At 69.1% G+C, this 24322-nt stretch carries 18 protein-coding genes and 3 pseudogenes; 10 read left to right on the top strand and 11 right to left on the bottom strand.

All coding sequences use genetic code 11. From position 1 onward, the window contains the following. Window positions 1-54 precede the first annotated feature (54 nt). From ACIOMQ_RS31980 to ACIOMQ_RS31970, 3 genes are all read left to right on the top strand, one after another. Window positions 55-1809 (top strand): glycoside hydrolase family 35 protein, encoded by a 1755-nt coding sequence (locus ACIOMQ_RS31980; protein ID WP_402191393.1) that lies wholly within the window; start codon window positions 55-57, stop codon window positions 1807-1809. A gap of 73 nt (window positions 1810-1882) precedes the next feature. Continuing rightward, window positions 1883-4921, top strand: a complete 3039-nt coding sequence (locus tag ACIOMQ_RS31975; RefSeq protein WP_402191390.1) for an alpha-mannosidase — start codon at window positions 1883-1885, stop codon at window positions 4919-4921. 326 nt (window positions 4922-5247) lie between these two features. Beyond that, on the top strand, window positions 5248-5928 hold the full coding sequence (locus ACIOMQ_RS31970; RefSeq protein ID WP_401758366.1) for an HAD family hydrolase: 681 nt from the start codon (window positions 5248-5250) through the stop codon (window positions 5926-5928). A gap of 480 nt (window positions 5929-6408) precedes the next feature. On the opposite strand, the gene ACIOMQ_RS31965 is transcribed toward ACIOMQ_RS31970, so the two are convergent. Both ACIOMQ_RS31965 and ACIOMQ_RS31960 read right to left on the bottom strand, forming a co-directional pair. Next, a complete protein-coding gene (locus tag ACIOMQ_RS31965) occupies window positions 6409-7665 on the bottom strand; it encodes a M20 family metallopeptidase (protein WP_401758368.1) in 1257 nt (418 codons plus the stop codon). 45 nt (window positions 7666-7710) lie between these two features. After that, window positions 7711-8226 (bottom strand): trimeric intracellular cation channel family protein, encoded by a 516-nt coding sequence (locus tag ACIOMQ_RS31960; protein WP_401989134.1) that lies wholly within the window; start codon window positions 8224-8226, stop codon window positions 7711-7713. 231 nt (window positions 8227-8457) lie between these two features. Here ACIOMQ_RS31960 and ACIOMQ_RS31955 point away from each other — a divergent pair, with 231 nt between their 5' ends. The 4 genes from ACIOMQ_RS31955 (at window position 8458) to ACIOMQ_RS31940 (ending at window position 11643) form a co-directional block, all read left to right on the top strand. Further along, a complete protein-coding gene (locus tag ACIOMQ_RS31955; RefSeq protein WP_362211410.1) occupies window positions 8458-8646 on the top strand; it encodes a hypothetical protein in 189 nt (62 codons plus the stop codon). A 131-nt stretch (window positions 8647-8777) separates the two neighbouring features. Beyond that, window positions 8778-9461 (top strand): response regulator transcription factor, encoded by a 684-nt coding sequence (locus ACIOMQ_RS31950; RefSeq protein ID WP_362211413.1) that lies wholly within the window; start codon window positions 8778-8780, stop codon window positions 9459-9461. A 2-nt stretch (window positions 9462-9463) separates the two neighbouring features. Further along, entirely contained in the window at window positions 9464-10984 is a 1521-nt protein-coding gene (locus ACIOMQ_RS31945; protein WP_401270344.1) for an ATP-binding protein, read from the top strand. Continuing rightward, window positions 10981-11643, top strand: coding sequence for a hypothetical protein (locus ACIOMQ_RS31940; RefSeq protein ID WP_362211419.1), 663 nt, complete (start codon window positions 10981-10983; stop codon window positions 11641-11643). Before ACIOMQ_RS31945 ends, ACIOMQ_RS31940 begins: the two co-directional genes overlap by 4 nt. 238 nt (window positions 11644-11881) lie before the next feature. Here ACIOMQ_RS31940 and ACIOMQ_RS31935 read toward each other — a convergent pair whose 3' ends face one another. Next, window positions 11882-15220 (bottom strand): S8 family serine peptidase, encoded by a 3339-nt coding sequence (locus tag ACIOMQ_RS31935; RefSeq protein WP_402191386.1) that lies wholly within the window; start codon window positions 15218-15220, stop codon window positions 11882-11884. A 451-nt stretch (window positions 15221-15671) separates the two neighbouring features. Beyond that, a pseudogene (locus tag ACIOMQ_RS31930) lies at window positions 15672-15890 on the bottom strand (hypothetical protein); the annotation flags it as partial. A 64-nt stretch (window positions 15891-15954) separates the two neighbouring features. Here ACIOMQ_RS31930 and ACIOMQ_RS31925 point away from each other — a divergent pair. Further along, window positions 15955-16119: a hypothetical protein gene (locus ACIOMQ_RS31925; protein WP_402128543.1), complete on the top strand. Its 165-nt coding sequence runs from the start codon at window positions 15955-15957 to the stop codon at window positions 16117-16119. A gap of 108 nt (window positions 16120-16227) precedes the next feature. Further along, entirely contained in the window at window positions 16228-17160 is a 933-nt protein-coding gene (locus ACIOMQ_RS31920; RefSeq protein WP_402191382.1) for an aldo/keto reductase family oxidoreductase, read from the top strand. 188 nt (window positions 17161-17348) lie between these two features. Here ACIOMQ_RS31920 and ACIOMQ_RS31915 read toward each other — a convergent pair whose 3' ends face one another. Next, window positions 17349-17846 (bottom strand): reverse transcriptase domain-containing protein, encoded by a 498-nt coding sequence (locus tag ACIOMQ_RS31915; RefSeq protein WP_402191380.1) that lies wholly within the window; start codon window positions 17844-17846, stop codon window positions 17349-17351. 504 nt (window positions 17847-18350) lie between these two features. On the opposite strand from ACIOMQ_RS31915, the gene dpgD reads away from it, so the two are divergent. Continuing rightward, the gene (dpgD, locus tag ACIOMQ_RS31910) at window positions 18351-19154 is read left to right on the top strand and encodes an enoyl-CoA-hydratase DpgD (protein WP_362211434.1); all 804 of its coding nucleotides are present in this window, start codon (window positions 18351-18353) and stop codon (window positions 19152-19154) included. Window positions 19155-19389: 235 nt separating this feature from the next. Here dpgD and ACIOMQ_RS31905 read toward each other — a convergent pair. The 6 genes and pseudogenes from ACIOMQ_RS31905 to ACIOMQ_RS31880 form a co-directional block, all read right to left on the bottom strand. Next, window positions 19390-19557: pseudogene (locus tag ACIOMQ_RS31905) on the bottom strand (transposase family protein); the annotation flags it as partial. Between the two features lie 162 nt (window positions 19558-19719). Further along, window positions 19720-19837 (bottom strand): annotated as a pseudogene (locus ACIOMQ_RS31900) (IS5/IS1182 family transposase); the annotation flags it as partial. Window positions 19838-20131: 294 nt separating this feature from the next. Further along, on the bottom strand, window positions 20132-21466 hold the full coding sequence (dpgC, locus tag ACIOMQ_RS31895; RefSeq protein WP_401270357.1) for a (3,5-dihydroxyphenyl)acetyl-CoA 1,2-dioxygenase DpgC: 1335 nt from the start codon (window positions 21464-21466) through the stop codon (window positions 20132-20134). A 59-nt stretch (window positions 21467-21525) separates the two neighbouring features. Continuing rightward, entirely contained in the window at window positions 21526-22215 is a 690-nt protein-coding gene (gene dpgB / locus ACIOMQ_RS31890; protein WP_362211440.1) for an enoyl-CoA-hydratase DpgB, read from the bottom strand. Window positions 22216-22243: 28 nt separating this feature from the next. Next, window positions 22244-23365, bottom strand: a complete 1122-nt coding sequence (dpgA, locus tag ACIOMQ_RS31885; protein ID WP_362211444.1) for a 3,5-dihydroxyphenylacetyl-CoA synthase DpgA — start codon at window positions 23363-23365, stop codon at window positions 22244-22246. 54 nt (window positions 23366-23419) lie between these two features. After that, the coding region (locus tag ACIOMQ_RS31880) for an alpha/beta fold hydrolase (RefSeq protein WP_362211447.1) at window positions 23420-24322 on the bottom strand (903 nt) is incomplete at its 5' end.

Genomic DNA, 24322 nt, shown 5'->3' with positions numbered 1-24322 from the left:
ACCCCCATCAGTCCCATCGGTTTTATCAGTTCCATCATCGAGGAGACCACGGCCATGCCACGACTCGAGGTTGCCGCAGACGGCTTCCGTCTCGACGACCGACCGCTGCGGATCATCTCCGGCGGGCTGCACTACTTCCGGATCCATCCGGAACAGTGGGCCGATCGGCTTCGCAAGGCGCGCCTGATGGGACTGAACACGATCGAGACCTACGTCCCATGGAACCTCCACTCGCCCCATCCGGGTGAGTTCCGGCTGGACGCAGGTCTCGATCTTCCCCGATTCCTCGATCAGGCCGCCGCCGAAGACCTGCACGTGCTGCTCCGCCCCGGCCCGTACATCTGCGCCGAGTGGGAGGGCGGCGGCCTGCCCTCCTGGCTGCTCGCCGACGAGGACATCGAACTGCGCAGTCGCGACCCCCGCTACCTGAAGGCGGTGGACGACTACCTCGGCGCCCTGCTGCCGCCCGTCCTTCCTTACCTCTCCACGCGTGGCGGACCGATCCTCGCCGTGCAACTGGAGAACGAATACGGCGCGTACGGCGACGACTCCGGCTACCTGGAGAGTCTTGCGGAGCTGCTGCACCGGCACGGAATCGACGTGCCGCTGTTCACGTGCGACCAGCCCTCCGACCTGGAGCGCGGCGGCCTCGACGGCGTTCTGCGCACTGTCAATCTCGGCAGCAGGGTGGACGCCGGGCTCGCCGAACTGCGCACGCATCAGCCGTCCGGGCCGCTGATGTGCAGCGAGTTCTGGATCGGCTGGTTCGACCGCTGGGGCGGCACGCACGTCACCCGCAGCGCGGCCGACGCCTCGGCGGACCTCGACCGGCTGCTCGCGGCCGGTGCCTCGGTCAACATCTACATGTTCCACGGCGGTACCAACTTCGGTTTCACCAACGGCGCCAACGACAAGGGCACGTACCGCAGCAGCGTCACGTCGTACGACTACGACGCGCCTCTGGACGAAGCCGGCGATCCCGCCCCCAAATACGCCGCCTTCCGCGAGGTCATCGCCCGATACGCGCCCGTCCCCGAGGAGCCGGTACCCGCTCCCGCGCCCAAGCTTGCCCCGGCCGTCGCCGAACTCACCGCATGTGCAAGCCTCCTGGACCAGCGCGAGCGGCTCGGCAGCGCGGTGTACGCCGACCGCCCGCAGATCATGGAGCAGCTCGGCCAGTCCTTCGGATTCATCCTGTACGAGACGGCGCTCCCGGCGGCCGGGCCGGCCGTCCTCCGCATCGCCGAGGTGCACGATCGCGCCCAGGTCTTCATCGACGGCCAGCCGGTCGGCGTCCTGGAACGCGAGAGCCATGAGCACACCCTCGCCTTCCACACCCCCCGGCGCGGCGCGCAGTTGACCGTGCTGGTGGAGAACCGGGGCAGGGTCAACTACGGGCAGGGCATGCACGACCGCAAGGGGCTGCTCGGCGAGGTCACCGTCAACGCGCCGGCCCCGGAAGGCTGGTACAGCAGGCCGCTGCCTCTCGACGATCTGGCCCGGCTGTCCTTCACCACGTTCGATCCCGCCTCGCCCCCGGTCGGCCCCACGTTCCACCGTGGGCACCTGGACATCGAGCAGCCGGCCGACGGCTACATCGCCCTGGACGGCTGGACCAAGGGCAACGTCTGGATCAACGGCTTCGCACTCGGCCGGTACTGGTCCCGAGGACCGCAGACCACTCTCTACGTCCCCGCACCGATCCTGAATGCCGGCCGGAACGAGATCACGGTCCTCGAACTGCACAGCTCCACCACCCGCACGGTGGAACTGCGGGACACTCCAGATCTGGGCCCCCTCGAGGACTGACGTCCGCGACACCGGTCGGTACGCCTCAGCCGGTGGACCGACCGGCCACGCCGAACCGACGACAGAGGAATCCATGCACAGCAAGCGACGTCTCACCGAGCAGCGGCTCGACCGGGTGCTGAACCAGCGCATCCGGCCCGCGGTCCACACCCGTCCCGTCCCGGTCGAGATCGCGATCTGGAACGTGCCGGGTGAACCGGTCCCCGTGTCCGACGGCCTGGCCGCACCGTACGAACTAGTGGCGCTCGGACACCGGTGGGGGCCGCCCTGGTCCACGAGCTGGTTCAGGATCAGCGGCAGGGTTCCGGAGGGGTGGGCCGGCCTGCGGGTCGAGGCGGTCATCGACCTCGGCTTCGACGTCACCGGCGCGGGCTTCTCCGCCGAGGGCCTGGTCTACCGGGCGGACGGCAGCGTGGTGAAAGCCCTCAACCCCCGCAACGCCTATATTCCGGTCGCCGATCCGGCGGTCGGCGGCGAGGATTTCACCTACTACGTCGAGGCCGCCGCCAACCCCAACCTGGTCGATGACCACATCCCGTCCCGAACCGGCGACCGGCCCTCCTGGATGACGGGGGCCGGCTCCGAGAGCGCACCCTTGTACCAGCTGCTCCGGCTGGAGTTGGCGGTCTTCGACGCGCAGGTGTGGGAACTCGTCCACGACCTGGACGTCCTCGGGGGGCTCATGCGCGAACTGCCCGAGGCAGACCCGCGCCGCTGGCAGCTCCTGCACACCATCGAGCGGGCCCTCGACGCAGTCGACCTGCAGGACATCGCCGGCAGCGCCGCCGCCGCCCGCGAGGTGCTGCGCCCCGCATTCGCCGCCCCCGCGGCCGGCGGCGCCCACCGCATGTCCGCCGTCGGGCACGCCCACATCGACACCGCCTGGCTGTGGCCGCTGCGCGAGACCGTCCGCAAGGTCGCCAGGACGCTCTCCAACGTCACCCATCTCATGGACGACCACCCGGGCTTCCTCTTCGCCATGTCCCAGGCCCAGCAGCTGGCCTGGCTCAAGGAGCACCGCCCCGAGGTCTACGGCCGGGTCCAGGAGAAGGCGAAGAAGGGGCAGTTCCTCCCCGTCGGCAGCCTGTGGGTGGAACCCGACACCAACATCACCGGCGGCGAGGCCCTCGCCCGGCAGCTGATCCATGGAAAGCGCTTCTACCTCGACGAGTTCGGCGTCGAGACCGAGGAGATGTGGCTGCCCGACACCTTCGGCTACAACGCGGCCATGCCGCAGCTGATGAAGCTGGCCGGGGTCCGGTGGTTCCTCACCCAGAAGATCTCCTGGAACACCACCAACAAGTTCCCGCACCACACCTTCTGGTGGGAGGGCATCGACGGCACCAGGATCTTCAGCCACTTCCCGCCGGTCGACACCTACAACGCCGAGATCACCGGCGCCGAGCTCGCCCACGCTGTCGGCAACTTCCAGGACAAGGAGGCAGCCAACAGCTCGCTGCTCCCGTTCGGCTACGGAGACGGCGGCGGCGGCCCCACCCGGGAGATGCTGGCCCGGGCCGAGCGTCTCGTCGACCTGGAGGGCTCGGCCAGGGTTGTCATCGAGAGCCCCGCGGACTTCTTCGAGCGGGCACATGCCGAATACCCCGACGCGCCGGTATGGCAGGGCGAGCTGTACCTGGAGTTCCACCGCGGAACGCTGACCAGCCAGCTGAGGACCAAGCAGGGCAACCGGCGCAGTGAGCACCTGCTGCGAGAGGCGGAGCTGTGGTCGGCGACCGCCGCCGTGCGCGCCGGATTCGCGTACCCGTACCAGGCCCTGGACCGGCTGTGGAAGACAGTCCTTCTGCACCAGTTCCACGACATCCTGCCCGGCTCCTCCATCGCCTGGGTGCACCGGGAGGCGGAGCAGACCTACGCCGCCGTCACCGCCGAGCTGTGCGCGATCACGGACGCCGTCCAGCGCGCCCTGGCCGGTGAAGGCAACCTGCCCGTGGTCTTCAACGCCGCTCCGTTCGCCCGCGACGGTGTCCCGGCCCTCGGCGCCACGCTGCGGACCCGGCCGCCGGGCAGACCCGTCGCCCCGGTCCCCTGCGGGGACGGTTTCGTGCTGGACAACGGCCTGGTCCGCGTCCGGATCGATGCCCAGGGCCTGGTGACCTCGGCGTACGACATCGCGGCCGAACGCGAAGCGCTGGCTCCCGGCGCCGCCAACCTCCTCCAGCTGCACCAGGACTTCCCCAACGAGTACGACGCCTGGGACATCGACGCTTTCTACCGCAACACCGTTCACAACCTCCTCGACGCCGACTCGGTCGGGGCGGAGGAAGGCGGTGTCCGGATCGTGCGGACCTTCGGTGACTCCCGCATCGAACAGCTCGTCTCCCTGTCCGAAGACTCCCGACGTCTGGACATCGACACCGAGATCGACTGGCACGAGAAGGAGAAGCTCCTCAAGGCCTCCTTCCCGATCGACGTACGCGCCGACCACTCCAGTGCGGAGATCCCCTTCGGACACGTCCGGCGCCCCACCCACACCAACACCAGCTGGGACGCCGCCAAGTTCGAGATCTGCGCCCACCGCTTCCTGCACCTCGGCGAACGGGGGTGGGGCGCGGCCGTGGTCAACGACTCGACCTACGGGCACGAGGTCACCCGAGACGTCCGCGCCGACGGCGGCACCACCACCACCGTCCGGCTCACCCTGCTCCGCGCTCCCCGCTTCCCCGACCCGGATGCCGACCAGGGCCACCACCGCCTGCGCTACGGGTTCGTCATCGGCGCCGACATCGCCGACGCCGTCCGCGAGGGCTACGCACTCAACCAGGCGGAGCGCAGCCTCCCCGGCTCGGCCGAGGTCCAACCACTCGTCACCACGGACAACGAGGCCGTCGTCGTCGAGACGGTCAAACTTGCCGACGATCGTTCCGGCGACATCGTCGTACGCCTCTACGAGGCCCACGGCGGACGCGCCCGAACCGTCCTGACCGCCGGCTTCCCGCTGGCGTCAGCGGCCGAGACCGATCTGCTGGAACGCGAACTCGACCCGTGCGAGAACGTGGACGTCGTACAAGTGGACGGCCGAGGGATGCACTTGGCACTCCGCCCGTTCCAGATCCTCACTCTCCGGCTGAGACCCCGGACGGGTGACTGACCGACGCCCTCCGGGAGGGACCGCCTTCCCCGTCCGCAACGTGCTGGTGGGATCTCCCCCACGGGAGTGCCGCGGTATCCGGAGACCGGGCAATCCTGTCAAAGAGCCGTCGGAGCAAGTTTCCTGGCAGGCCATCCGTCCGTACCCGCCCTCGGTCCGGACCGCACCGGGGCGCTGCCCTCACTTCCGGTCGAGTCGTCGCGGGGCTCCGAGCAGCCGTGATCCTTGAGCCACTCCATCGGCTCCACGATGCCGGCGACAGACCCCCCGGGGCCACCGACCTTACAAGCGATCAGCCGCCCCACGACCAAAAAGGTAGGACCACCGTGCCTGCACTCCCCGCCGCCGTCCTGTTCGACATGGACGGCACGCTGGTCGACACCGAGCATCTCTGGCTCCAGGTCACCGCCGAACTCGCCGCCGGCCTCGGCCACACCCTCACCGAGGAGGACCTGCCCGAGGTACTCGGCCGCGCCATCGACCACACCGCCGCCCATCTGTACCGCATGACCCGGACCAGCTTCACTGCGGATACCCTGGCCGGACTCCTCAGCGACGCGTTCAGCAGCAAGGTCGCCGCCGAGGTTCTCCCCCGGCCCGGCGCGCTGGCACTGCTCGCCGAACTGCGCGACGCCGCCGTGCCTACCGCACTGGTCTCGGCCTCCCCCCGCCGCGTAGTAGACCTGGTCCTCGGCAGCCTCGGCGATCACTGGTTCACCGTCACCCTCGCCGCCGAGGACACCGAGCGCACCAAGCCCGACCCCGCCCCGTACCTGGCCGCCGCTGATCGACTCGGGCTGGACCCTTCGGTCTGCGTGGCCGTCGAGGACACTCCGACCGGGGTCGCCTCCGCGCACGCCGCCGGCTGCTCGGTGGTGGCCGTGCCCTCCACCGTGCCGATCGCCGAGGCCGACCGGATCACCCTGCTGGACAGCCTCGAACAGGCCGACCTGGCGCTGCTCTCCGCTCTGACCGTGCCGACGACGCAGACCGCCCCTCGCCCGTAACGCCCGCACCGCACATCATGCGCGCGCACGAACCACAGGTCAGGCGCCCTTCTCAGCAGGCTCCAGGATGGCAACGCACTCCACATGGTGCGTCATCGGAAAGATGTCACGATCGGCGAGAACGCAAGAATACGCAGGTCAGACCTGGTTTCTCGCGGGTAGAGAAGGGGATGGTTGGCACCCGGGCGTCAAACGAGCGTCACGGCTGTTGCATGCTGACTCCGCCGGGCGGACTGCTCATGCCTGTACCTCGTCAGCACCGGCACCCGGCCTTCCACGACGGACGGCAGGGCGTACGGCGGCTCGCACCGCACGCCCCGCACCTCGTCACCGGCTCACCACCGATCCCGCTTCGACAACCCCGGGCAGCGTGCCTGGACTGGCACGGCACCACCTTCCGGGGCCGCAACGCCGGCGGCCGGCTCCGACAGATAGCGACCGCCTCCGCCACGGCTCACCGGAGATGCTGGCTGAGTTGTGTCAGTTGCCGAACCAGGCGAGGGCGGCCACCAACATGGCGCTGACGCCGGTATCCAGGGTGGGTTGGATGACGGGGGCGAAGGTCGGGCTGTGGTTGACCGGGACGTCCTGGGCGATGGTGCCGTTCTTGGCGGCCTCGGCGTACAGGTCGGCGTCGATGCCTCCGATGCCCCAGTAGGTGAATGGCGCGCCGAACGCTTGGGGGATCTCGCTCATGTCCTCGCTGGCGGTCTGCAGGTCGATGGTGTGTGCGTCGTGGCCGAAGTGGGCGGCGAACGCCTCAGCGACGCGCCGGGTAGCTTCCTCATCGTTGACGGTGGGCGGGAAGGCGGCCGTCTTCTCGATCTCGGGTGCCTTCGGCGACCCGGACGCCTCGCACTCGGTCCGGACGATGCGTTCGATCGCCTTCAGGACCTGGGTGCGCGTGGCATCGTCGCAGGTACGGACGTTGAGCTGGATGACGGCGTTGTCGGGGATGACGTTGGGGCCGCTGCCGGCGTGGATGCTGCTCACGGTGACAACGGCGGGGGTGGTGGCGGCGAGTTCTCGGGAGACGATGGTCTGCAGGCGCACGACGATCATGGCGGCCATCACCACGGGGTCGACCGCGGCCTGGGGCATGGAGCTGTGCGCCCCTCGACCGTGGACGGTGATGCGCAGGTTGTCCGCGGCCGACAGGAAGGGTCCCGGACGGGTGCCGACGTAGCCGGCCGGATAGGGCAGGACGTGTTGGGCGAGCACCACGTCGGGCTGGGGTGCCTTTGCTGTGAGCCCGTCGTCGATCATGGCGTGTGCGCCGTCGCCGTTCTCCTCCGAAGGCTGGAAGAGCGCCACGAACGTACCGCGCCAGGCGTCCTTGGCCTGAGCCATCAGCCGTGCGCAGCCGATGAGAGCGGTCACGTGCACATCGTGCCCGCAGGCGTGCATGACCGGCTGCTCGGTGCCGTCCGAACCGGTCAGGGTCACGGTGGAGGCGTAGGGCAGACCGGTCTGCTCGCGTACCGGGAGGGCGTCCATGTCCGCGCGGGCCATGACGGTAGGTCCGTCGCCGTTGGCCAGCACGCCGATCACGCCGGTGCCACCAATGCCCTCGGTGACCTCATAACCGAAGTCCCGCAAGGCGTCGGATGCCTTCCTCGCCGTGCGGTGCTCCCGCAGGCCGAGTTCGGGATTCCTGTGCAGATCCCGGTAGAGGTCCTCGAGATCTGAGCGGATTTCGGCGAGGCCGGACAGCACGGCATGGGTACAGTCGGTCACGATGGCTCCTTGCGCGGGTGGGACTGCTCTTCTTTCCCGTTTCGGTCAGCGGGATCGGTGCGGCGCCGCTGCGTCGCAGCCACCTTCGACCGGGGCTGCCAGTCCGGGCTGTTGGGCAGGTTCCAGCGCGGTGAGCCGGAAGGCCAGGGCCAGGGTGACGCCCAGGCCGACGCCGATCCCCGGCACGCCGAGGTACACGCAGATCACCGTGACTCCGGCGACCGCAACGGCGGCGGTGGCGTACAGACCGTCACCGCCGAAGACAGCCGGCACCCGACCGAGGACGACATCGCGCAGGGCGCCGCCGCCGGCGGCGGTCACGGTGCCCAGCAGGACGGCCGGCAGCCAGCCCGAGCCGACGGCCAGCGTCTTGTTCACACCGGTGATCGCCCAGAACCCGATAACCGCGGCGTCGAGCGCGGTGAACAGCCGGCTCCAGGACTCCTCACTCAGCTTGATGAGGAAAACCACCACGGCACCGGCGACGGCGGTCGGCAGGTAGGCGTAGTCGGTCAGCGCGACAGGTGTGCCGTGCTGCAGCAGCACGTCCCGAAAGGGCATCCGACAGCAGTGGGAGTCCTCTGGGGCTTTTCTGGGACTTCCGGCTCCATCAACCGGAACGAACGTGAAACAGCTGAAAGGTCATTCACGCAGGTCAGCTGCCTTAAGTCACTCATCGTGGCAGGTCACAGAGTCGCCTGGTCTCTTCCGGGACAACTGACCGCCCGGCATCGCCTCGCGCACGCCTGAGAGTATGGGGAGCCACCGCTGCCCCACCTCCTGGAGTACGACATGCCCCGTCGCGATCTCATGCTCCTGGTCTCCCGCGCGCCGGACGGGGCAGAGCCGGGAGAGCCGTTCGCCGGGGCCACCGACGCGTCGGTGGCGGTCGCCGCCGCGTTCGCACGGCCGACACGGCTTCCGCGGCCGACCGGGCCGGACGCGCTGCCGCACCGGGCAGGTCCGCGCCCGGACCACTGACTCGGGATGTCGGACGACACACAGCACGCGGGCCGTCGCACACGCGGTCATCCGCTCGCCGGTTCCTCCCCCTCCCCCGGTCGCCGAAACCCTGACGACCCACCACTTCCCACGATCCCGGAGACACCGCCATGCCACGCGTCCTCCTCGTCGAAGACGACCCCTCCGTGCGCGAGGGCGTCGAGATCGGGCTGTGCCAGCGCGGGCACGAGGTCCACGCCGCCGTGACCGGCGAGGCGGGCCTTGAGGCGCTGGGTGCCTTTCGCCCCGACATCCTGCTGCTCGACCTGATGCTCCCCGCGATGAGCGGCGTCCAGGTGTGCTTCCGGGTACGCGAGACCAGCCAGTTACCGATCATCATGCTGACCGCGCGCGGCGACGACCTCGACATCGTCGTCGGCCTGGAGGCCGGCGCGGACGACTACATCGTCAAGCCCGCCCGCACCGAGGTTATCGAGGCCCGCATACGTGCCGTGCTGCGCCGCGCCGAGAGCCCGATCGACGCAAGGCCCGCCGTCGAGCACCACGGTGAACTCGACATCGACCGCGCCGGTCACGCCGTCCTCAGGTCGGGCGACCCGGTCGCCCTCGCGCCCTCCGAACTGAAGCTGTTGCTGCACCTGTCCGCGGTACCGGAACAGGTCTTCAGCCGGCAGCGGCTCCTGAAGGAGGTCTGGGATCACAGTTTCCACAGCGACATCCGCCTGGTGGACGCCTGTGTGCGCCGACTGCGCGCCAAGATCGAGGATCCGTCCCGCGACCCTCGCTACATTCAGACCCTGCGGGGCTACGGCTACCGCTTCGGTCCGCTGTGAGGATGCCCGGCGCGGCCGCCGCGTTCGGGCTGCGCACCCGGCTGGTGATCGCGTTCCTGCTGGTGGCCGCTGTCAGCGCCGTCACGACCGCCGCGTTGACCTATCGGCAGGCGCGCAACGCGGTTCTCGTGCGTGCGCAGGACACGGCCGTCACCTCCTTCCGCGAGGAGGTCGAGCAGTTCGTCCCCCGCCTGCCCCTGGATCCGGATGCGCTGCGGTGGGACCTGTACGACATCGCGGCGCGCGCCAAACCACATCCGTGGATCGTCTTCGCCGAGTACGGTTCGTTGCGCGTCTCCTCGGGTGACCGGCCTGTCTCCGGTGTTCTCACCCCGGAACTGCGCCGCACCACGCTCACCTCGGCACACGGCAGCTTCGAGCGGGTCATCAAGGACGGGAACGCGTATCTGACCATCGGGATGCCGGTGATGACCCGGGTCGTCGCCGGTGGCGCCGCGGTGCCGAGCGGCCTGGTTCTCTTCGCCGTGATGCCCATGACGAACGAGGACGTGGACATCGACTCCCTGGTGACCGCTGCCCGCGACGGCGCCCTGCCGGGGCTGGCCGTGGCCCTGGTGCCCGCACTGCTCGCGGCGCGCAGCGTGCTGCGCCCCGTCCGTGAACTGCGGCGTGCCGCACACTCCATGGGCGGCGGGCAGCTCGACACACGTATCACCGTACGCGGCCGGGACGAGATGGCCGACCTGGCCAGGACGTTCAACGAGTCGGCGGCCCGCCTCGAACGCTCCGTGGAGGAGTTGCGGGAAGCCGGAGCACGGGCCCGGCGCTTCGCCTCGGACGTCTCGCACGAGTTGCGCACCCCGCTCGCCGGTATGCTCGCCGTCACGGACGTGGTGGACGAGGAAGCCGGGACGCTCGCCCCGAACACCGCTCGGGCGGTGCGCCTGATCAGCGCCGAGACCGGCAAATTCGCCGTGCTGGTGGAGGATCTGATGGAGATCTCCCGTTTCGACGCCCGCGCGGCGGAACTCAACACCGATGAGGTGGACGCGGCGGAGGCCGTACGCAACACCCTGTCCGGCAGGCAGTGGCTCGGCCGGGTCCGCGCCGAGCTCCCCGACGGCCTGCGTATCCGCCTCGACACGCGCCGCTTCGACGTCATCGTGGCCAACCTGGTCGGCAACGCCCTGCGCCATGGTGCCGAACCGGTCACCGTGCGGCTGTCGGCACGCGGGGACGCGCTGATCACCGAGGTGCACGACAGCGGCCCCGGGATCCCACCGGACGTTCTGCCGCACATCTTCGACCGCTTCTACAAGGCGGACGCCGCGCGTTCCCGCTCGTCGGGCAGCGGCCTCGGGCTCGCGATCACCAAGGAGAACGTGCAACTGCACGGCGGTACGGTCCACGCGCGGAACGCGGCCGGCGGCGGCGCCCTGTTCACCGTGGAGCTGCCCTTCGACGGGCCCACGTCCGGGAGCGGCGCGCCGGACGGTCCGTCACGCGCGCACGGTGGCACGGGGCCGGCGGAGAGCCGCGACCGGACGGAGACCATCGCGTGAAGAAGTCGCCGTTCCGTGGGCGTCGGACGGTCCGACTCGCCGCGCTGCTGATGCTCGCCGGGGGCCCGCCCGTGGGCTGTGGCATCCAGGAGACCGCCGTGATCGAGGCCGGCAGGCCGGTTGTCGCCGATCTGCTTCCCCCGCGCGAGGAACGGATGCTGTTGTTCTTCCTCTCCCCCGACGACGAACTGCTGCCCGTGCCACGAACCGTCGAAGCACCGTGGCAGAACGGAACCGCGGGCTCCGCCGGGTCGGATGACGCGTCGTCCCGTCCGGACGAGTCGCCCGGACGGGACGGCCTCGGCGGTTCGTCTCCGCCGGGCGCGGGGATGAGCGAGTCCCCCTCGCCACTCGCGGCCGTCACCGCCCTGCTCGCCGGACCGGAAAAGGCCGAACGGCGGGCCGGGTTCCACAATGCCGCTTCGCTGTCTCGTGCGGCGTCCACCGCGAACCGGATCGTCATGGGTGACCGCACCGTCGAGGTCATGCTGCGTATGCGGGTGAAAGGGCTGACCGCCGCCGCCCGCGGCCAGATCGTCTGCACGGCCGCGTTCGCGGCGCATGCGCAGGGGGCTGTGTCCGTGACCCTGGTCGGGCAGGACGGGCGCCTCGCCCCGGCCGACTGCCCCGTTCGACCGGTCCGGGTGCCGACACGCTGAGCCGTGGCGGCGGGCGGGCGCCTGGCCCGGCACCGGTCGAGGAGCCGGCCTCCGTATCGTGCGGACGAGCCGACGTCGTTCCCGCACCGACCCCTGGTGGCGGCGGCACGGGAAAGAGCGGCCCGCCGGAACATCGGTTCCGGCGGGCCGCTCGTCCCGGCTCACCCGGGGCCGTGCTCCGCCCGTCGGTCTCTCATCCGGTTGCGCGGCGCCCCTGGTTGTCGGCCCGGGTCTCGCCTCACCTGCCGAAGAAGGCGTTGTGGATGGTGACCGTCGATTCGTTGTCGTCCTTGTCCGTGACGACGGCCTTCAGCGAGATCGCCTTGCCCTTCGCCGGGGCCTTCACCGTGATCCTGTCCGCCGTGACCGGGACGGGCAGCCACGTCGTGTCGTCGTACGACACCAGGACCCGCAGGGTCTTCAGGTTGGCGCCGGCCGCCGCGCCTTGCACCTCGACGGGGACGGTCTGCTTGCCGCCTGCCGGAACGGTGGAGTCCAGCGCGAGCCGCGGCAGGAAGCGGACCGTGGAGACCGGGAGCATGGTCGGGCTCTCGGTGCGGGCCGAGTCGAAGGTCCACGAGGCGTCGATCCGGGTCCCGGTACGGTTGAACTCCGGGTTCCGGTGGATCGTGGTCGACACCGTGTACGTGGCGGGTTCCGACGGCAGCGCGAAGGGCTCCTGGTCGATGGCGACGTCCTTCTTCACGAACAGCTCACCGTTGCGGTGGACGGTGGTGCTCGCACCCGAGTACCGGGCGATCCCGAAATGGCCCGCCCCGTCACTGACCAGCGGCAGCGAACCGAAGATGGTGTCGCCGTCGCGCACGATCCCCTCGTTCGCGTTCATCCGCGGCCCCGGTGCGCCGACGTTGTAGGTCTCGGTGTACGTCTCCCCCGCCTTGTACCGCCGCGGCTCGTCGAGGCCGTAGAGCGCTTCGAAGTTCCGCTGGCCCGAGGGATCCGCCCCGCCCAGTACTCCCGCGACGATGTTCCAGGCGGCCCCGTCGGCCGTGGACAGATACACGTTGCGCGTTCCCGGTGCCGGCTGCACGGTGTAGGGGGCGTCGACGCCGCCTCCGTAGTCCAGTACGCCGTGCGCCGCGAGGGCGCCGTCGAGGCCGGGTACGGACGATCCGACCTTCGCCTTCACCAGGGCCATGTCCCCGGGCTTGTAGGTCTTGCTGTATCCGGTGGCCAGTTCCTTGACCGGGCCGCCGGTGAGGACGTTGTACTCGTTGCTGCCCCGCTGCCAGTGCGCGGACCACTGCTGGGCGAGGACGCCGTCGTCCATCTCGGGTCCCTGGTACGCGGTGCGCAGATGGTCGAAGCTGCCGAACTCGCCCCCCTCGATGATGAGGGTCTCGGGTGTGCTCACGGTGTACATCATTCCGGCGCGCGTATAGCGTGCGGCCGCGTCCGGCACCTCGAAGTCGACGGGCCGGGTGGTCCGGGCGTCGAGGGTGACGGTGGTGGGACCGGTCACCGAGAACCGCGGGTTGTTGATCAGGTCGACGCCCTTGCCCGGGGCAGTGGGGTCGACCAGCATGTCGGCGGCGAGACTGTAGGTACCTCGCGGCAGTCGGACCGTGGTGGAGCCCGACGACAGGTCCGGGAAGAACCGACGGCCCGTGGCGGACCCGTCGTAGCCCTTCAGGTCGGCCTGCCAGTTGGTACTGGCCGCACCGTCCCGTCCGACGGTGTTGAAGGTGACGTCGTACGACTCGGCCTCGCGCTCCACCGATGCCGCGGTGCGCACGCTCCGGCCGCCTCCGGATGCGACGACCGTGACCGAGTACGAGCCGTCGACCGTACCGCCGAGCCGGGTGTCGGCCGTCAGGTCCACGGCGGCGGTACCGCCGGCCGGGATCGTGATCCGCTGTGCCCCGAGGGTGAAGAACCCGGCCGGGGCGGGCTTCTCGTCCCCGCCGGTGGGCGCCTCCAGCGACAGGTCCAGCGTCACGTCGGTGGTGCCGCTGTTCCGGTACCTCACCTGCTTGGCGACGGGTGTGTCGTCGGTGTGGGGCCACTGCTGGCTACCCAGGGCGACCGAGGCCGGTTCGGAGACGACCGTCTGGTCGATCGCCTTGTCGACGGCGAGCCGGCCCGCCCCCTGCTGGAAGACCGAGTGGGTGCCGCCCTTGGCCGAGCCCGTCAGGGCCGCCTTGATCTGTGCGCCCGTCCAGGTGGGGTTCTTCTGCTTGAGGATCGCCGCGGCGCCCGCGACGTGCGGGGTCGCCATCGACGTGCCGCTCTTGCTGACGTATCCGGGAGGGTTCTGGTCCGGGGTGCCGCTCGCCGCTGCCGCCGTGATCTCCACGCCCGGTGCGGTGATGTCGGGCTTGACGGCGCCGTCCCCGGTGCGGGGCCCGACGCTGGAGAAGTCGGCGATCAGGTCGTCGTCGTCGACGGCACCGACCGTCAGCGCCGCGTCGGCACTGCCGGGGGATGCGACCGTGCCTGGGCCCGGCCCGTTGTTGCCCGCGGCCACCGCGAACAGGACGCCCTTCTCCGCGGAGAGCTTGTCGACCTGGGCTTCCAGAGGGTCGGTCCCCGGGGTGTCGGGGCTGCCCAGGCTCATATTGATGATGTCGGCCCCCTGGGCGACGGCCCAGTCGACCCCCGCCAGGACGCTGGAGTCGTCACCGTTGCCCTGATCGTCCAGCACCTTGGCGTTGATCAGCCGGGCCCCGGGCGCCACGCCCTTGAACCGGGCGTCCTTGGCCCCCGTACCGGCGGCGATGGAGGCCACGTGCGTGCCGTGTCCGACCCGGTCCCGGGCGTCCGGGGAGCCGCTGAAGTTCCGTTCCGCCACCACCCGGCCCGTCAGGTCCGGGTGGGTGGCGTCGATTCCGGTGTCCACGACGGCGATCTTCACACCGGTGCCGTCGTAGGAGCGGGCCCAGGCCGCCGGAGCGCCGATCTGGCCGGTGCTGCGGTCGAGCGACGCCTTCCGTACGCCGTCCAGCCAGATTCGCGCGATGCCGGAGGTCGTGGCCGCCGACCCGTCGCCCCGCCGACGGGTCAGCGCGTCCCACAGGGAACCCGCGCTGTCGGTGGTGCTGGTGACGGCGTCGGCGTCGAGGGCCGACAGGGTCCGGCGGACGGTGGTGCCGTCGGAGGAACGCACCTCGGCGCGGGCGGCCCCGGCCGCCGACCCCCGGTAGCCGACGATCACCTTGAGGCCGGCCCGGTTGGCCTTGAGACTCTCCGGTTCGGTGAGTCCGGTGATGTCGAACAGCCGCTGGTCCAGCGTGCCGTCGGCGATCAGCCGCCGGGCATCACGCGGCATCACATAGGTACGGCCGTCGTAGGTCCGGGTGAAGAAGGGAATGTCCTGTCTGCCCTTCGCCCGCTGGATACCGCCGACCCTGCCACGGGAGTCCACGAGGACCCGGTCACCGGTGATCAGGGTGACGGTGCGCACGGCCTTGCCGACCGTCCCCGTGTCCTTGGCAGCGACCGGGAATGCCGGGTCCGGGCCGCTGGTCCTCGCCGATGCCGGGCCGGTCATGCCCGCCGTCAGGACGACGGCGGCCGCGGCCACGACGGCATGCGCCTGTTTTGATCGTTTACGCAAGATTGCCCCTGCTCAGGAGTGAATCGGGCGGGCGACGCCCGGCCCGCATGGGGCGCTCTCGAATACTCGTGCGGCCCCGTGGACTTGAAGTATTCCGGGGGCGCTCGGAGGCACTCAATGACCGTTGTGTAACAACGCTTCACCACGTGGGGCCGGCCGGGCCCCACGTGGTGACGACTCGTCAGGATGTTCGTGAACAGCATTCCCTGCGCGCACGCATGGGTCGTCCGCGCCCCTGCGGCGCCCGCTGCGGGCCGTCGGCGTCGGCTTTCGCTACGTCATGCGCCGGCGCGAGCGGTAGTGCGGTGGTCGGGGCCGTGATGGTGCGTGCCATGGCGTGGCGCGGGCTTCCTGCCGGTCGGCGAACACGGCCCGGCCCTGCGCGGCGGTGCGGTGGCTGCGCGACGCGTGGTCCGGGAGGTCGTTCTTCGCTGGTCGGGGTGGGCGCCGATAGGCTCTCGCGCAGAGCGTCCTGTGCGGCGCGCAGCCGTTCGGCAAGCCCGCTGGTCTTCATGATGGCCTCCCGCATCAGGACGTGCTGCGCGGTCTCTTGGGCACGGGCGGTGGTGAGCAGGGGGTAGGCGGCACGCAGGAAGCGCCAGCCGTACTGCTCGGGCATGGAGGGGTCCTGGCCGTCCTCAATCATCTGCTGGAACTGACGGGTGAAGCACCGCGGAACACCGGCCCAGCCCTGACGGGGTACGCCCCGCCGTCCACACCCGGGGATCAAGCGGATGGACTCCCCCGCGGGCCCGGTCGATCCCCTCCCCCTTCCCCCCGGCACCAAGCGCGTCACGCGGGTCGAGCAGAACGCCGGAGCGCTGGACGTCGAGCTGGACCCGGATGCTCTCCCCCTCCTGGACGCCCTCACTCGACAGGTCGCCGGCGCCCGCTACTGAGGCCGCCCTGCACGTCCCCGCGCCACACGGCCCCGGCCGGACGTGCACCTGCGGCGATAGCATCCGCTTAGACGGTCTTGACCGCGTCCTTTTCCCGAGGAGTGACTCATGAAGAACTTTCGCCTGCCCGGCACCGACATGGTGGTGCCCAACGTCGTCCTGGGCCTGATGCGCATCCAGGACAAGACGGACGAGGAGGTGCGCACCCTTGTCAGCACGGCACGCGACGCCGGCATCACCTTCCTCGACCACGCCGACATCTACGGCACCGGGGTACACGGCTGCGAGCGCCGCTTCGCCGAGGCGCTCAAGCTGTCCTCTTCGGAGCGCGAGCAGTTCGTCATCCAGTCGAAGGCCGGCATCGTCAAGGACGGCCCCTACTTCGACTTCTCGTACGAGCACCTCGTCGCCTCGGTGAACGGCTCGCTGGAGGCGCTCGGCACCGACTACCTCGACATCCTGCTGCTGCACCGCCCCGACGCGCTCGTCGAACCCGAGGAGGTCGCCCGCGCCTTCGACGAGCTGTCCACCGCCGGCAAGGTTCGTGCGTTCGGCGTCTCCAACCAGACGCCGCACCAGATCGAGCTGCTCCGCAAGTACCTGGCACAGCCGATCGTCGCCAACCAGCTGCAGCTGTCGATCACGCACGCGCCGGTCATCGCTCAGGGCATCACCGCCAACATGCAGGGCACGGACCAGTCGATCGTCCGTGACGGCGGGATCGTGGACTACTGCCGACTCAACGACATCACGGTGCAGGCGTGGTCGCCGTTCCAGGCCGGGTTCTTCGACGGACCGTTCCTCGGCTCGGACCGCTACCCCGAGCTGAACGCGGTGATCGACCGCCTGTCCGAGAAGTACGGAGTGCCCGGCGAGGCGATCGCCGTCGCGTGGATCACGCGTCACCCCGCACAGATGCAGGTCGTACTCGGTACCACCACGCCCGAGCGCGTGACCGCTGCCGCCCTCGGCTCGGACATCCCGCTCACCCGCCCCGAGTGGTACGAGCTGTTCCGCGCCGCCGGCTACCAGGTCCCGTAAGCCCGGCCGCGCGCCCGGCCACGCGGGTACCGCGCACGACCCTGGAGGGGACCTCTCGTGGCGGTCCCGGATCGTGTTCCGGCGCCGCGCACGTCGTCTGCCGGGCGCAGCGTCATTCGGCTGCACGGTGCCGAGCCGGACCAGGGCGTGCGCCGAGGCCGAACCGGGCTCGGCGTGGTAGACCACCATCAGTTCCCGGCGCAACCGCCGCCACCTGCGAAGACGCAGGATCCGGGGCCTGGGCGATGTGCTCGTCCAGGACCGAGAGCGCGATGTTGGCCAGCAGCGGCGACAGGATTCCGCCCTGCGGGGTCCCCAGTGCGTGTGTCCGTGAAGGCTCCGTCCCGGGACAGGATCCCAGACTTCAAGAACGCCTTCACCAAGGACAGCACCCGCTTGTCCCCGATTCGATTCCTCACCCGTTCCATAAGAGCCGGGTGCGAGATCACGTCGAAGCACGCCGTGATGTCGCCCTCCACCACCCACTCATATCCATGGCTGGCGAGATAGCGAGTCTCAGCGATCGCGTCATGAGCCCGGCGGTTCGGGCGGAACCCATAGGAACACGGCAGGAACTCCGCTTCGAACACCGGCTCCAGCACCAGTTTCAAGGACGCCTGGACCACCCGGTCCGCCACGGTCGGAATACCAAGACGACGAAGCTTGCCGTTCACCTTGGGAATCATCCGTTCACGGACAGATGAGCATCCTGTTGCAACACCTTCGGCATCCGAGCGCAGGTCGAGCTGATCCGCCGGACCAGCTCGGCCTTCTCCGCCTTCGACCCGGCTGCGATGGCCGGCTACTTCTCCCTTGCAGGTCCGCACCTGAGCCGACTGCCGCCGGCAGGAGCAGCGGGCGGGCGGCCCGCGGCGTGAAGCCGCGGGCAACTCTCGCCTGCCCGCCCACGATTCGCCCTCGGCCGTCGGAAGCGCCGGCTCGCCACCGGCCCGGAAGGCCCGTCACCAGGTTCCCACCGAAGCCGAGCATCTCCACAGTCCGGCCGTGCGTCGACACCCACCCCGACTCCGGCGCCACGACCACGCACAGCCGCAGATCCCCCTGCGCAGCGGGCGACAGACGCTGCTCGTCCCTGCCCTCGATCACACCCGGTCAACGAGCCGAAAGCCCATCAGCTTCGGCTCGACGATTGACCCAAAATTGCTTGCCGATCATATTACGATCCCTCCATGAAGCCTAGATCAAGGGTGCGTTACGAGAAGAATGGTCACCTTGCCCGAATAACACTCGACAGGCCCGAGGTCCTCAATGCAATGGACTTACGCATGCATGAGGAACTCGCCGAGATATGGGACGACTTTGAAACCGACGACGATCTATGGGTGGCCGTTCTCTCCGGCGCTGGAACCCGCGCTTTCTCCGTCGGTCAGGACTTGAAGGAAGCGGCCGACCGGGTCCGCGAGGGAACCGCGAGCACGGCCACATTCGGCAGCCGCGGAAAGGCGGGCTGGCCACGATTGACGGAGCGGTTCGATCTGGCCAAGCCGGTCGTCGCCAAGGTACAGGGGTACGCCATGGGTGGCGGCTTCGAACTTGCTCTCGCCTGCGACATCGTCATTGCCTCCGTCGGCGCGACCTTTGCACTGCCTGAAGCCAAACTCGGTCTGATGGCGGGGGCGGGCGGAGTCTTCCGGCTCACCCGGCAGTTGCCGTGGAAGACGGCGATGGGGCATCTGCTGACCGGTCGTCCGATGGACGCACAGCGCGCCTTCGAACTCGGCCTCGTCAACGAGGTGGTCCCCGTCAAGGATCTCGACGACTGCGTCGACGGCTGGGTGGCCGACATCTTGCGCTGTGCACCGCTCTCCGTCCGGGCCATGAAGGAAGCGGCCACGAAGTCCGCGACCATGCCGCTGGAGTCGGCATTCGCGACCCGCTACCCCTGGGAAGAACGGCGCATGCACAGCCAGGACGCGCTCGAAGGCCCACTTGCTTTCGCCGAGAAGCGCGAGCCTCGCTGGGAGGCTCGTTGAGCACCCGTTGACAGCCGGGCGGTGAGCGTCCGTCCCTGACGTGCACCGCCCAGCCGCGCCGGTCCACGGCCTCGATGGCCCATGCCTCACTCCTGGACACTACGTGCCTCGTTCGGATGAACTACGAATTAAGCGGAGTGATAATCGACAGTCCCCGTCCGGCGGCCCGGGCAGAACCTTCTACTGATCGGTCGCTTCTGGAAGTATCAATTCGCATTTGAATACTCTGCCACCGCCCGTCGCCTTTGAGGCGGCAGTCGCGGAGGATCTTCCAGGTCTTCAAGCGGGCGAATGCGTGCTCGACGCGTGCACGAACCTGTTTGTGCGAGCGGTCGTGCTGCTGCTTCCACTCGGGGAGTTCCTCGCCGGACCGGCGGCGGTGCGGCATCACGAGTCCGGTGCCCAGGGGCTGTCCCATAATCCCTGGTGAATCGGCGTGCGGCGTCGGATGCGGTGCATCGCAAGGCGGAGGGACGCCCGAATAATGAATGTTCTCGGGCATTCCGACAACGCGGCGAGGTGCCGCAGCTGTCGTCACACGCCCGCCAGAGATTACGGGACAGCCCTCAGGTAGCCGCCGTCGGCGATCGTCATGGTCTTGCCGACGGCGGCCTGGCCCCGGATTCCTCCCATGCCTTGCGGTCGTTGCGGTTGCCTGGAAGGGGTCGGCCGACCAGAACGAGCTGGTCGATGATGCGGTCTGCGGCCGACTTCGGCCACCCTCAAGGGCTGGCGTCTCCGCCGAAAGCTCCGCTGCGGCGCCGACCTCATTACCGGCAATCGTGACGGCCGTCCTCGTCCTTCACCACGCCTCAACCCGAGGTTGGAAAAGGCTCACCGATCCGCCCGGGCCACGATCGCTACCTCCCCTCGGGCCCGGGAGGAAAGGCCGGATACTCCCGGATCCATGGATCACCTTGTCCCGGCACTCGCGTCGCCGGCCTCGTTGTACCGTCCCCGAAGGCGCTGCGCTCGGCTCACTTCGCCACCGCGCCCGCTGCGAACTTGCCGACCTTGCCGAGGACGTCCTCGCTGTAGAGGCGCAGTGCCTGCTGCAGCGCGAATTCCGCCATGTACGCGCGAAACGTGTCCGGCGGTTCCTCCGCCAGGTTCAGCATCCGGCGGTTGGTCACGACCGCGGTGTTGTCCAGCCGGTCGATTCCGTTCCGCAGCGCCGAATCCAGCTCCACGGGATCGACCACCTCGTCGAACAGCAGCCCGCCGTCAGGCTCGTTGGCCCACACCTTGCGTCCCCACAGGACGATCTGACGGGCCCCCCGGCTCCCGATCGCCCTGGCCAGCCGGAAATTCGACGCGCCCGGCACGATGCCCTCCTGGGCGGCGGGCAGGCTGAAGAATGCGTCTGCGCCGGCGACCACCCGGTCGAACACCAGAAGGAGTTGCGCCCCGCCACCGATCGCGAAGGTGTCGACTCCGGCCAGCCACGGTTTCTCGATGGCGGGGCTGCGCCAGGACGCATCGTGGGGCACGACGATGCCGCGCACCAACTTGTTGATGTAGCCCATCTCCCGGCGCATCAGAAAGTCGACGAACGAGATCTGGCCCGCGTGCAACCGCTTGAGGTTGATGCCCGCGCTGAACACCCGGCGACCCGCGTACCGGGGATGTGACATCGGCCCGCCACGGAACACGCCCACGCGCACGGCCGGGTCCAGCAGCGCCAGGTCGACCGCGGTCTCCACATCCTCGACCTGCTGGTTGTCCTCGGCGTTGAGACAATCGTCGCGGCAGAGGGTGAGCTCTGCCGCCGGGCCGGTTCGTTCCAGTCGGACGGAGTGCAGAGTGATCGACCCGGTGCGCTGGAATTCCGGGAGCAGGCGCAGCGCGCGCTCGGTCGGCCGAAGCATCGAGTCCATGAGGTGGGTCCCGGCGGAGACCGACCCCAGTACTTCCCGCAGGAACAGGCCCTGATCGATCTCCAGTCCCTCCTTGTGGGCCTGGATACGGTTCAGCTCCGCGGTCATCCGATCGGCACTCGGCAGCACACCGGGGAACCTGACTTCGGCGGCCCGCACCAGTTCGTGCAGTCGGAGCCGGATCGCCCCGCCCTCGGTGAGGTCGTCGTACACGGCTTCGACGTGTCTGCGGAGGAAGGTGTGCCGGGCTTGTCGTACGGCGAGCTTGGCGCGTGCGGCCCTCTCCTGTTGCTCCGGGTCGCGCTCAACGGGTTCCGGGAGCGATGCGAGCTGCTCCTCGGCACGGGCCGCGTGTCCGGTGAGAGCTCGAACGGCCGCGTCCAGGTCGCCTGCGCCGGTCCGGGGACGACCATCGAGGATGGTGTCTGAGGTCATGTCACAACCTTCCTGTCGGACGCGAATACTGGGTGTCCGGTCCGTTCCGGCCTTCCCGGTCAGCTCTCGGACGCATGGCCACTCCGACGTAGCACTCGGTCGCAGGCAGCGAGGTGCCGGCCGAGCGCCTCTTCGAACGTCGTGGTGGTCGCCTCCAGAAGCAGCTGTCGCCGGACGGCCACGTCCGCGCCTTGGCGCGGTGTGATCGCGAGCGCGATGGCGACAGCGGCCTCCAGGCCGTCCGCGATTTCGTCGAGCAGTCCCAGCTCCAGCGCGGTGGTGGTCTGCACCGGCGTGTCGAAAAGGGTGGCCCGCCTGATCCGGGCGACCCCGACCTGGTTCGCCAGTCGGTAGAGGGCCATGCCCGGCCACGCCGAGCCCGGGCCGGATCCCGACGGCAGTCGTAGAAGCACGTCGGGCGTGCCCAGCCTGCAGTCGGTGGTCAGCAGTATCTCCAGCGCGGTACCGCCGCAGTCGCCGTGCACGACAGCAACGGTGGTCGCGGACAGCCGCTCGATCCGTCGCAGGGTGCGTTCCCATTTGTTGACGAGGGCTATATCCACATCGCCGACGGGCGTGGAGGCCGGTGTGCTACCGGTCAGGTGCAGCACGGCGATGCTGTCCGGCCCGCCTTCCTCGACCTGGTCGGCGAAGGCCTGCACGCGGGCGATCAGTTCACGCGACAGCGGCTGCGTCCCGTCGATCCGAAGCTGCGGACAGACGCCGGTGATGTCGTCAGTGGTGGTCATGGTGATGTGCTCCTTCTGATCGGCGGAACTACCAGCGGATGAGGGCTGTCTCAATGGTGGAGCCAGGGCCCATCGTCATGAGGACTCCGTACTCACCGCGGCGTGTCAGCCCCTCGCCGCACAACCGGTCGTAGGAGAACAGAAAGGAACCGCTGGAGAGGTTCCCGTAGTCACGCAGCACGCCGGTGGTGTGCCGGACATCGTGCGGGGTCAGGCCGAGATTGATCCGCACGGAGTCGATGACCTTCTTGCCCCCCGAGTGGACCGTCCAGTGCGCAATGTCGCTGCGCCTCAGGCCCGTGCCGGACAACAGCCGGTCGACGACGAGTTCGGCGTGTGCACCGACCACGTAGGGGACATCCGGATCGAGGAAGAAGCTGAACCGGCTCTGCTCGTCGTCCCAGTCGTAGCGCATCGCATCGATCGCTTCGGGGATGATACAACTGGTGAACTTCAAGACCTCGGGGCCCGGGCGCTGTTCCGGGTCCTCGGCAATAACCGCGATCGCGCCCGCCCCGTCCCCGAACAAGCTGTTCACCACCGAGGTGCGCATGGTGCCGTCGAACACATAGGCCGCAGAACACGATTCCACGCACACCATGAGCGCGAGCTGACCCGGGTTCGCCCGAGCCCAGCCGGCTACAGCGTTCAGACCGTTGAGGCCGGCGTTGCACCCCATTCCCACCACGTCCAGCCTGCTGCAGTGCCCGTCGATATCCAGCTCGCGGATCAGCAGGGCGCTGAATCCCGGGGTGAGAAATCCCGTAGAGGTCACACAGCACAGGTAGCCGATGTCGGACAGGTCGGCGTTCACGTTCTTGAGGCAGTCCTGGACGGCGCGCGCGCCCACCTCGATTCCCTGCTTCTTGTGCTTGGCCAGCAGAGCGCCCTGCTCCTCGAACAGTCGCCCTCCGGTGGGACTTTCCGGCGGCAGGGTGAGGAACCGGCGCTCGATGGCGCTGCTCAGGAATACCGACCGCACACGTGGGTCATCGATCTCGAAGATGTCCAGAAGCTCGCGCTGGGAATAGGAGGTGGGCGGAACAGCGGTGCCGATGCCCACCAGCCGTGCACGGGACCGGTCGGAGAGCGTGGTGTCCGGTGCGGAGCGCAGGACACCGGGGTGCGGCAATTGGGCCAGCGGGGTCATCGGTACATCCACCCCCAGGTGCGAAGCTTGCTTCTCGTCCGCCTGGTGAAGCGACTATGAGGCAACATCGTTGACCTTCCTGGAAATGAGGGACCCGATTTCCGGGCTCGCCTCCGACTTCATGATCTCTTGGTGGTCGAAGCCCACTTGGTGGCTCTCGAGGTCCTTCGCAAGGCCGTCACGCCACAAGTGCGACGCGGGGGAAGCGCCTCCGGTCTCGGCGTCGAGGAACAGCACCGGGACCCGGGACGGTTGGGGTATGTGCTCGGCCATGGCGCGGTGATTCGCCCTGGTGATCAGGACGAGGTTCTCGATGACTTGATCCGGAAGTGTCGAGAGTGGACTCTCGAGCTCTGTCAATGCTCGCCGCAACTCATGACCGCCGGGGAGCTCGGCTGCGTTCGCCGACGGTAGTGCCAGGCCGTCCAGGGCCGTGCGGACGAGTTCCGCCGCGGTTGGTTCGCCGCCCGGATCCGGACCGTGGTAGGAGTCGAGCAGCACGAGCAGCGATGGATCTTCTCCGCTCGCCTCCATCTCGACCGCCAACTGCTGGGCGACGGTGCCTCCGAATGACCAGCCCACCAGTACACATGGGCCATCGCCCCGGATCTCCCTGATCCGTGCGAGGTGGATGGCCGCGAGTTCCTTGACCGTCAGCGCTTCGACGTCATGGCTGGACAATCTCGGGTCCTGCAGGCCATGCACCGGATGCCCGGCCGGGAGATGACGCACCAACGAGGACCAGCACCAGCTCAGCCCGTTCGCCGCGGGCAGCAGGAAGATCGGCGGCAGGTCGCCCTCGGCCCGGTAGGTGAGTACACCGAATATTTCGCCGTCAGCTTCTTGGAACAGCGTGTCGTGAAGGTCGGCGATGGTGGGGTGTTGGAAGAGGGTGTGGATGGTGGTGTGGGTGTTGAGGGTTGTGTTGATGCGGTTGGTGAGGCGGATGGCGAGGAG

It is taken from the genome of Streptomyces sp. NPDC087845 (assembly GCF_044742755.1).
Classification (GTDB): Bacteria; Actinomycetota; Actinomycetes; order Streptomycetales; family Streptomycetaceae; genus Streptomyces.
Note: the sequence above shows the minus strand (reverse complement) of the source record. Positions and strands in the feature narration are given on the sequence as shown.

Excerpts from the sequence above, each read along its gene's own strand:
- ACIOMQ_RS31980 (WP_402191393.1), top strand. The coding sequence starts at position 55 with ATGCCACGACTCGAGGTTGCCGCAGACGGCTTCCGTCTCGACGACCGA.
- ACIOMQ_RS31975 (WP_402191390.1), top strand. The coding sequence starts at position 1,883 with ATGCACAGCAAGCGACGTCTCACCGAGCAGCGGCTCGACCGGGTGCTG.
- ACIOMQ_RS31960 (WP_401989134.1), bottom strand. The coding sequence starts at position 8,226 with ATGCCCTTTCGGGACGTGCTGCTGCAGCACGGCACACCTGTCGCGCTG.
- ACIOMQ_RS31955 (WP_362211410.1), top strand. The coding sequence starts at position 8,458 with ATGCCCCGTCGCGATCTCATGCTCCTGGTCTCCCGCGCGCCGGACGGG.
- ACIOMQ_RS31950 (WP_362211413.1), top strand. The coding sequence starts at position 8,778 with ATGCCACGCGTCCTCCTCGTCGAAGACGACCCCTCCGTGCGCGAGGGC.
- ACIOMQ_RS31945 (WP_401270344.1), top strand. The coding sequence starts at position 9,464 with ATGCCCGGCGCGGCCGCCGCGTTCGGGCTGCGCACCCGGCTGGTGATC.
- ACIOMQ_RS31925 (WP_402128543.1), top strand. The coding sequence starts at position 15,955 with ATGGACTCCCCCGCGGGCCCGGTCGATCCCCTCCCCCTTCCCCCCGGC.
- ACIOMQ_RS31920 (WP_402191382.1), top strand. The coding sequence starts at position 16,228 with ATGAAGAACTTTCGCCTGCCCGGCACCGACATGGTGGTGCCCAACGTC.
- ACIOMQ_RS31915 (WP_402191380.1), bottom strand. The coding sequence starts at position 17,846 with ATGATTCCCAAGGTGAACGGCAAGCTTCGTCGTCTTGGTATTCCGACC.
- dpgD (WP_362211434.1), top strand. The coding sequence starts at position 18,351 with ATGAAGCCTAGATCAAGGGTGCGTTACGAGAAGAATGGTCACCTTGCC.
- dpgC (WP_401270357.1), bottom strand. The coding sequence starts at position 21,466 with ATGACCTCAGACACCATCCTCGATGGTCGTCCCCGGACCGGCGCAGGC.
- dpgB (WP_362211440.1), bottom strand. The coding sequence starts at position 22,215 with ATGACCACCACTGACGACATCACCGGCGTCTGTCCGCAGCTTCGGATC.
- dpgA (WP_362211444.1), bottom strand. The coding sequence starts at position 23,365 with ATGACCCCGCTGGCCCAATTGCCGCACCCCGGTGTCCTGCGCTCCGCA.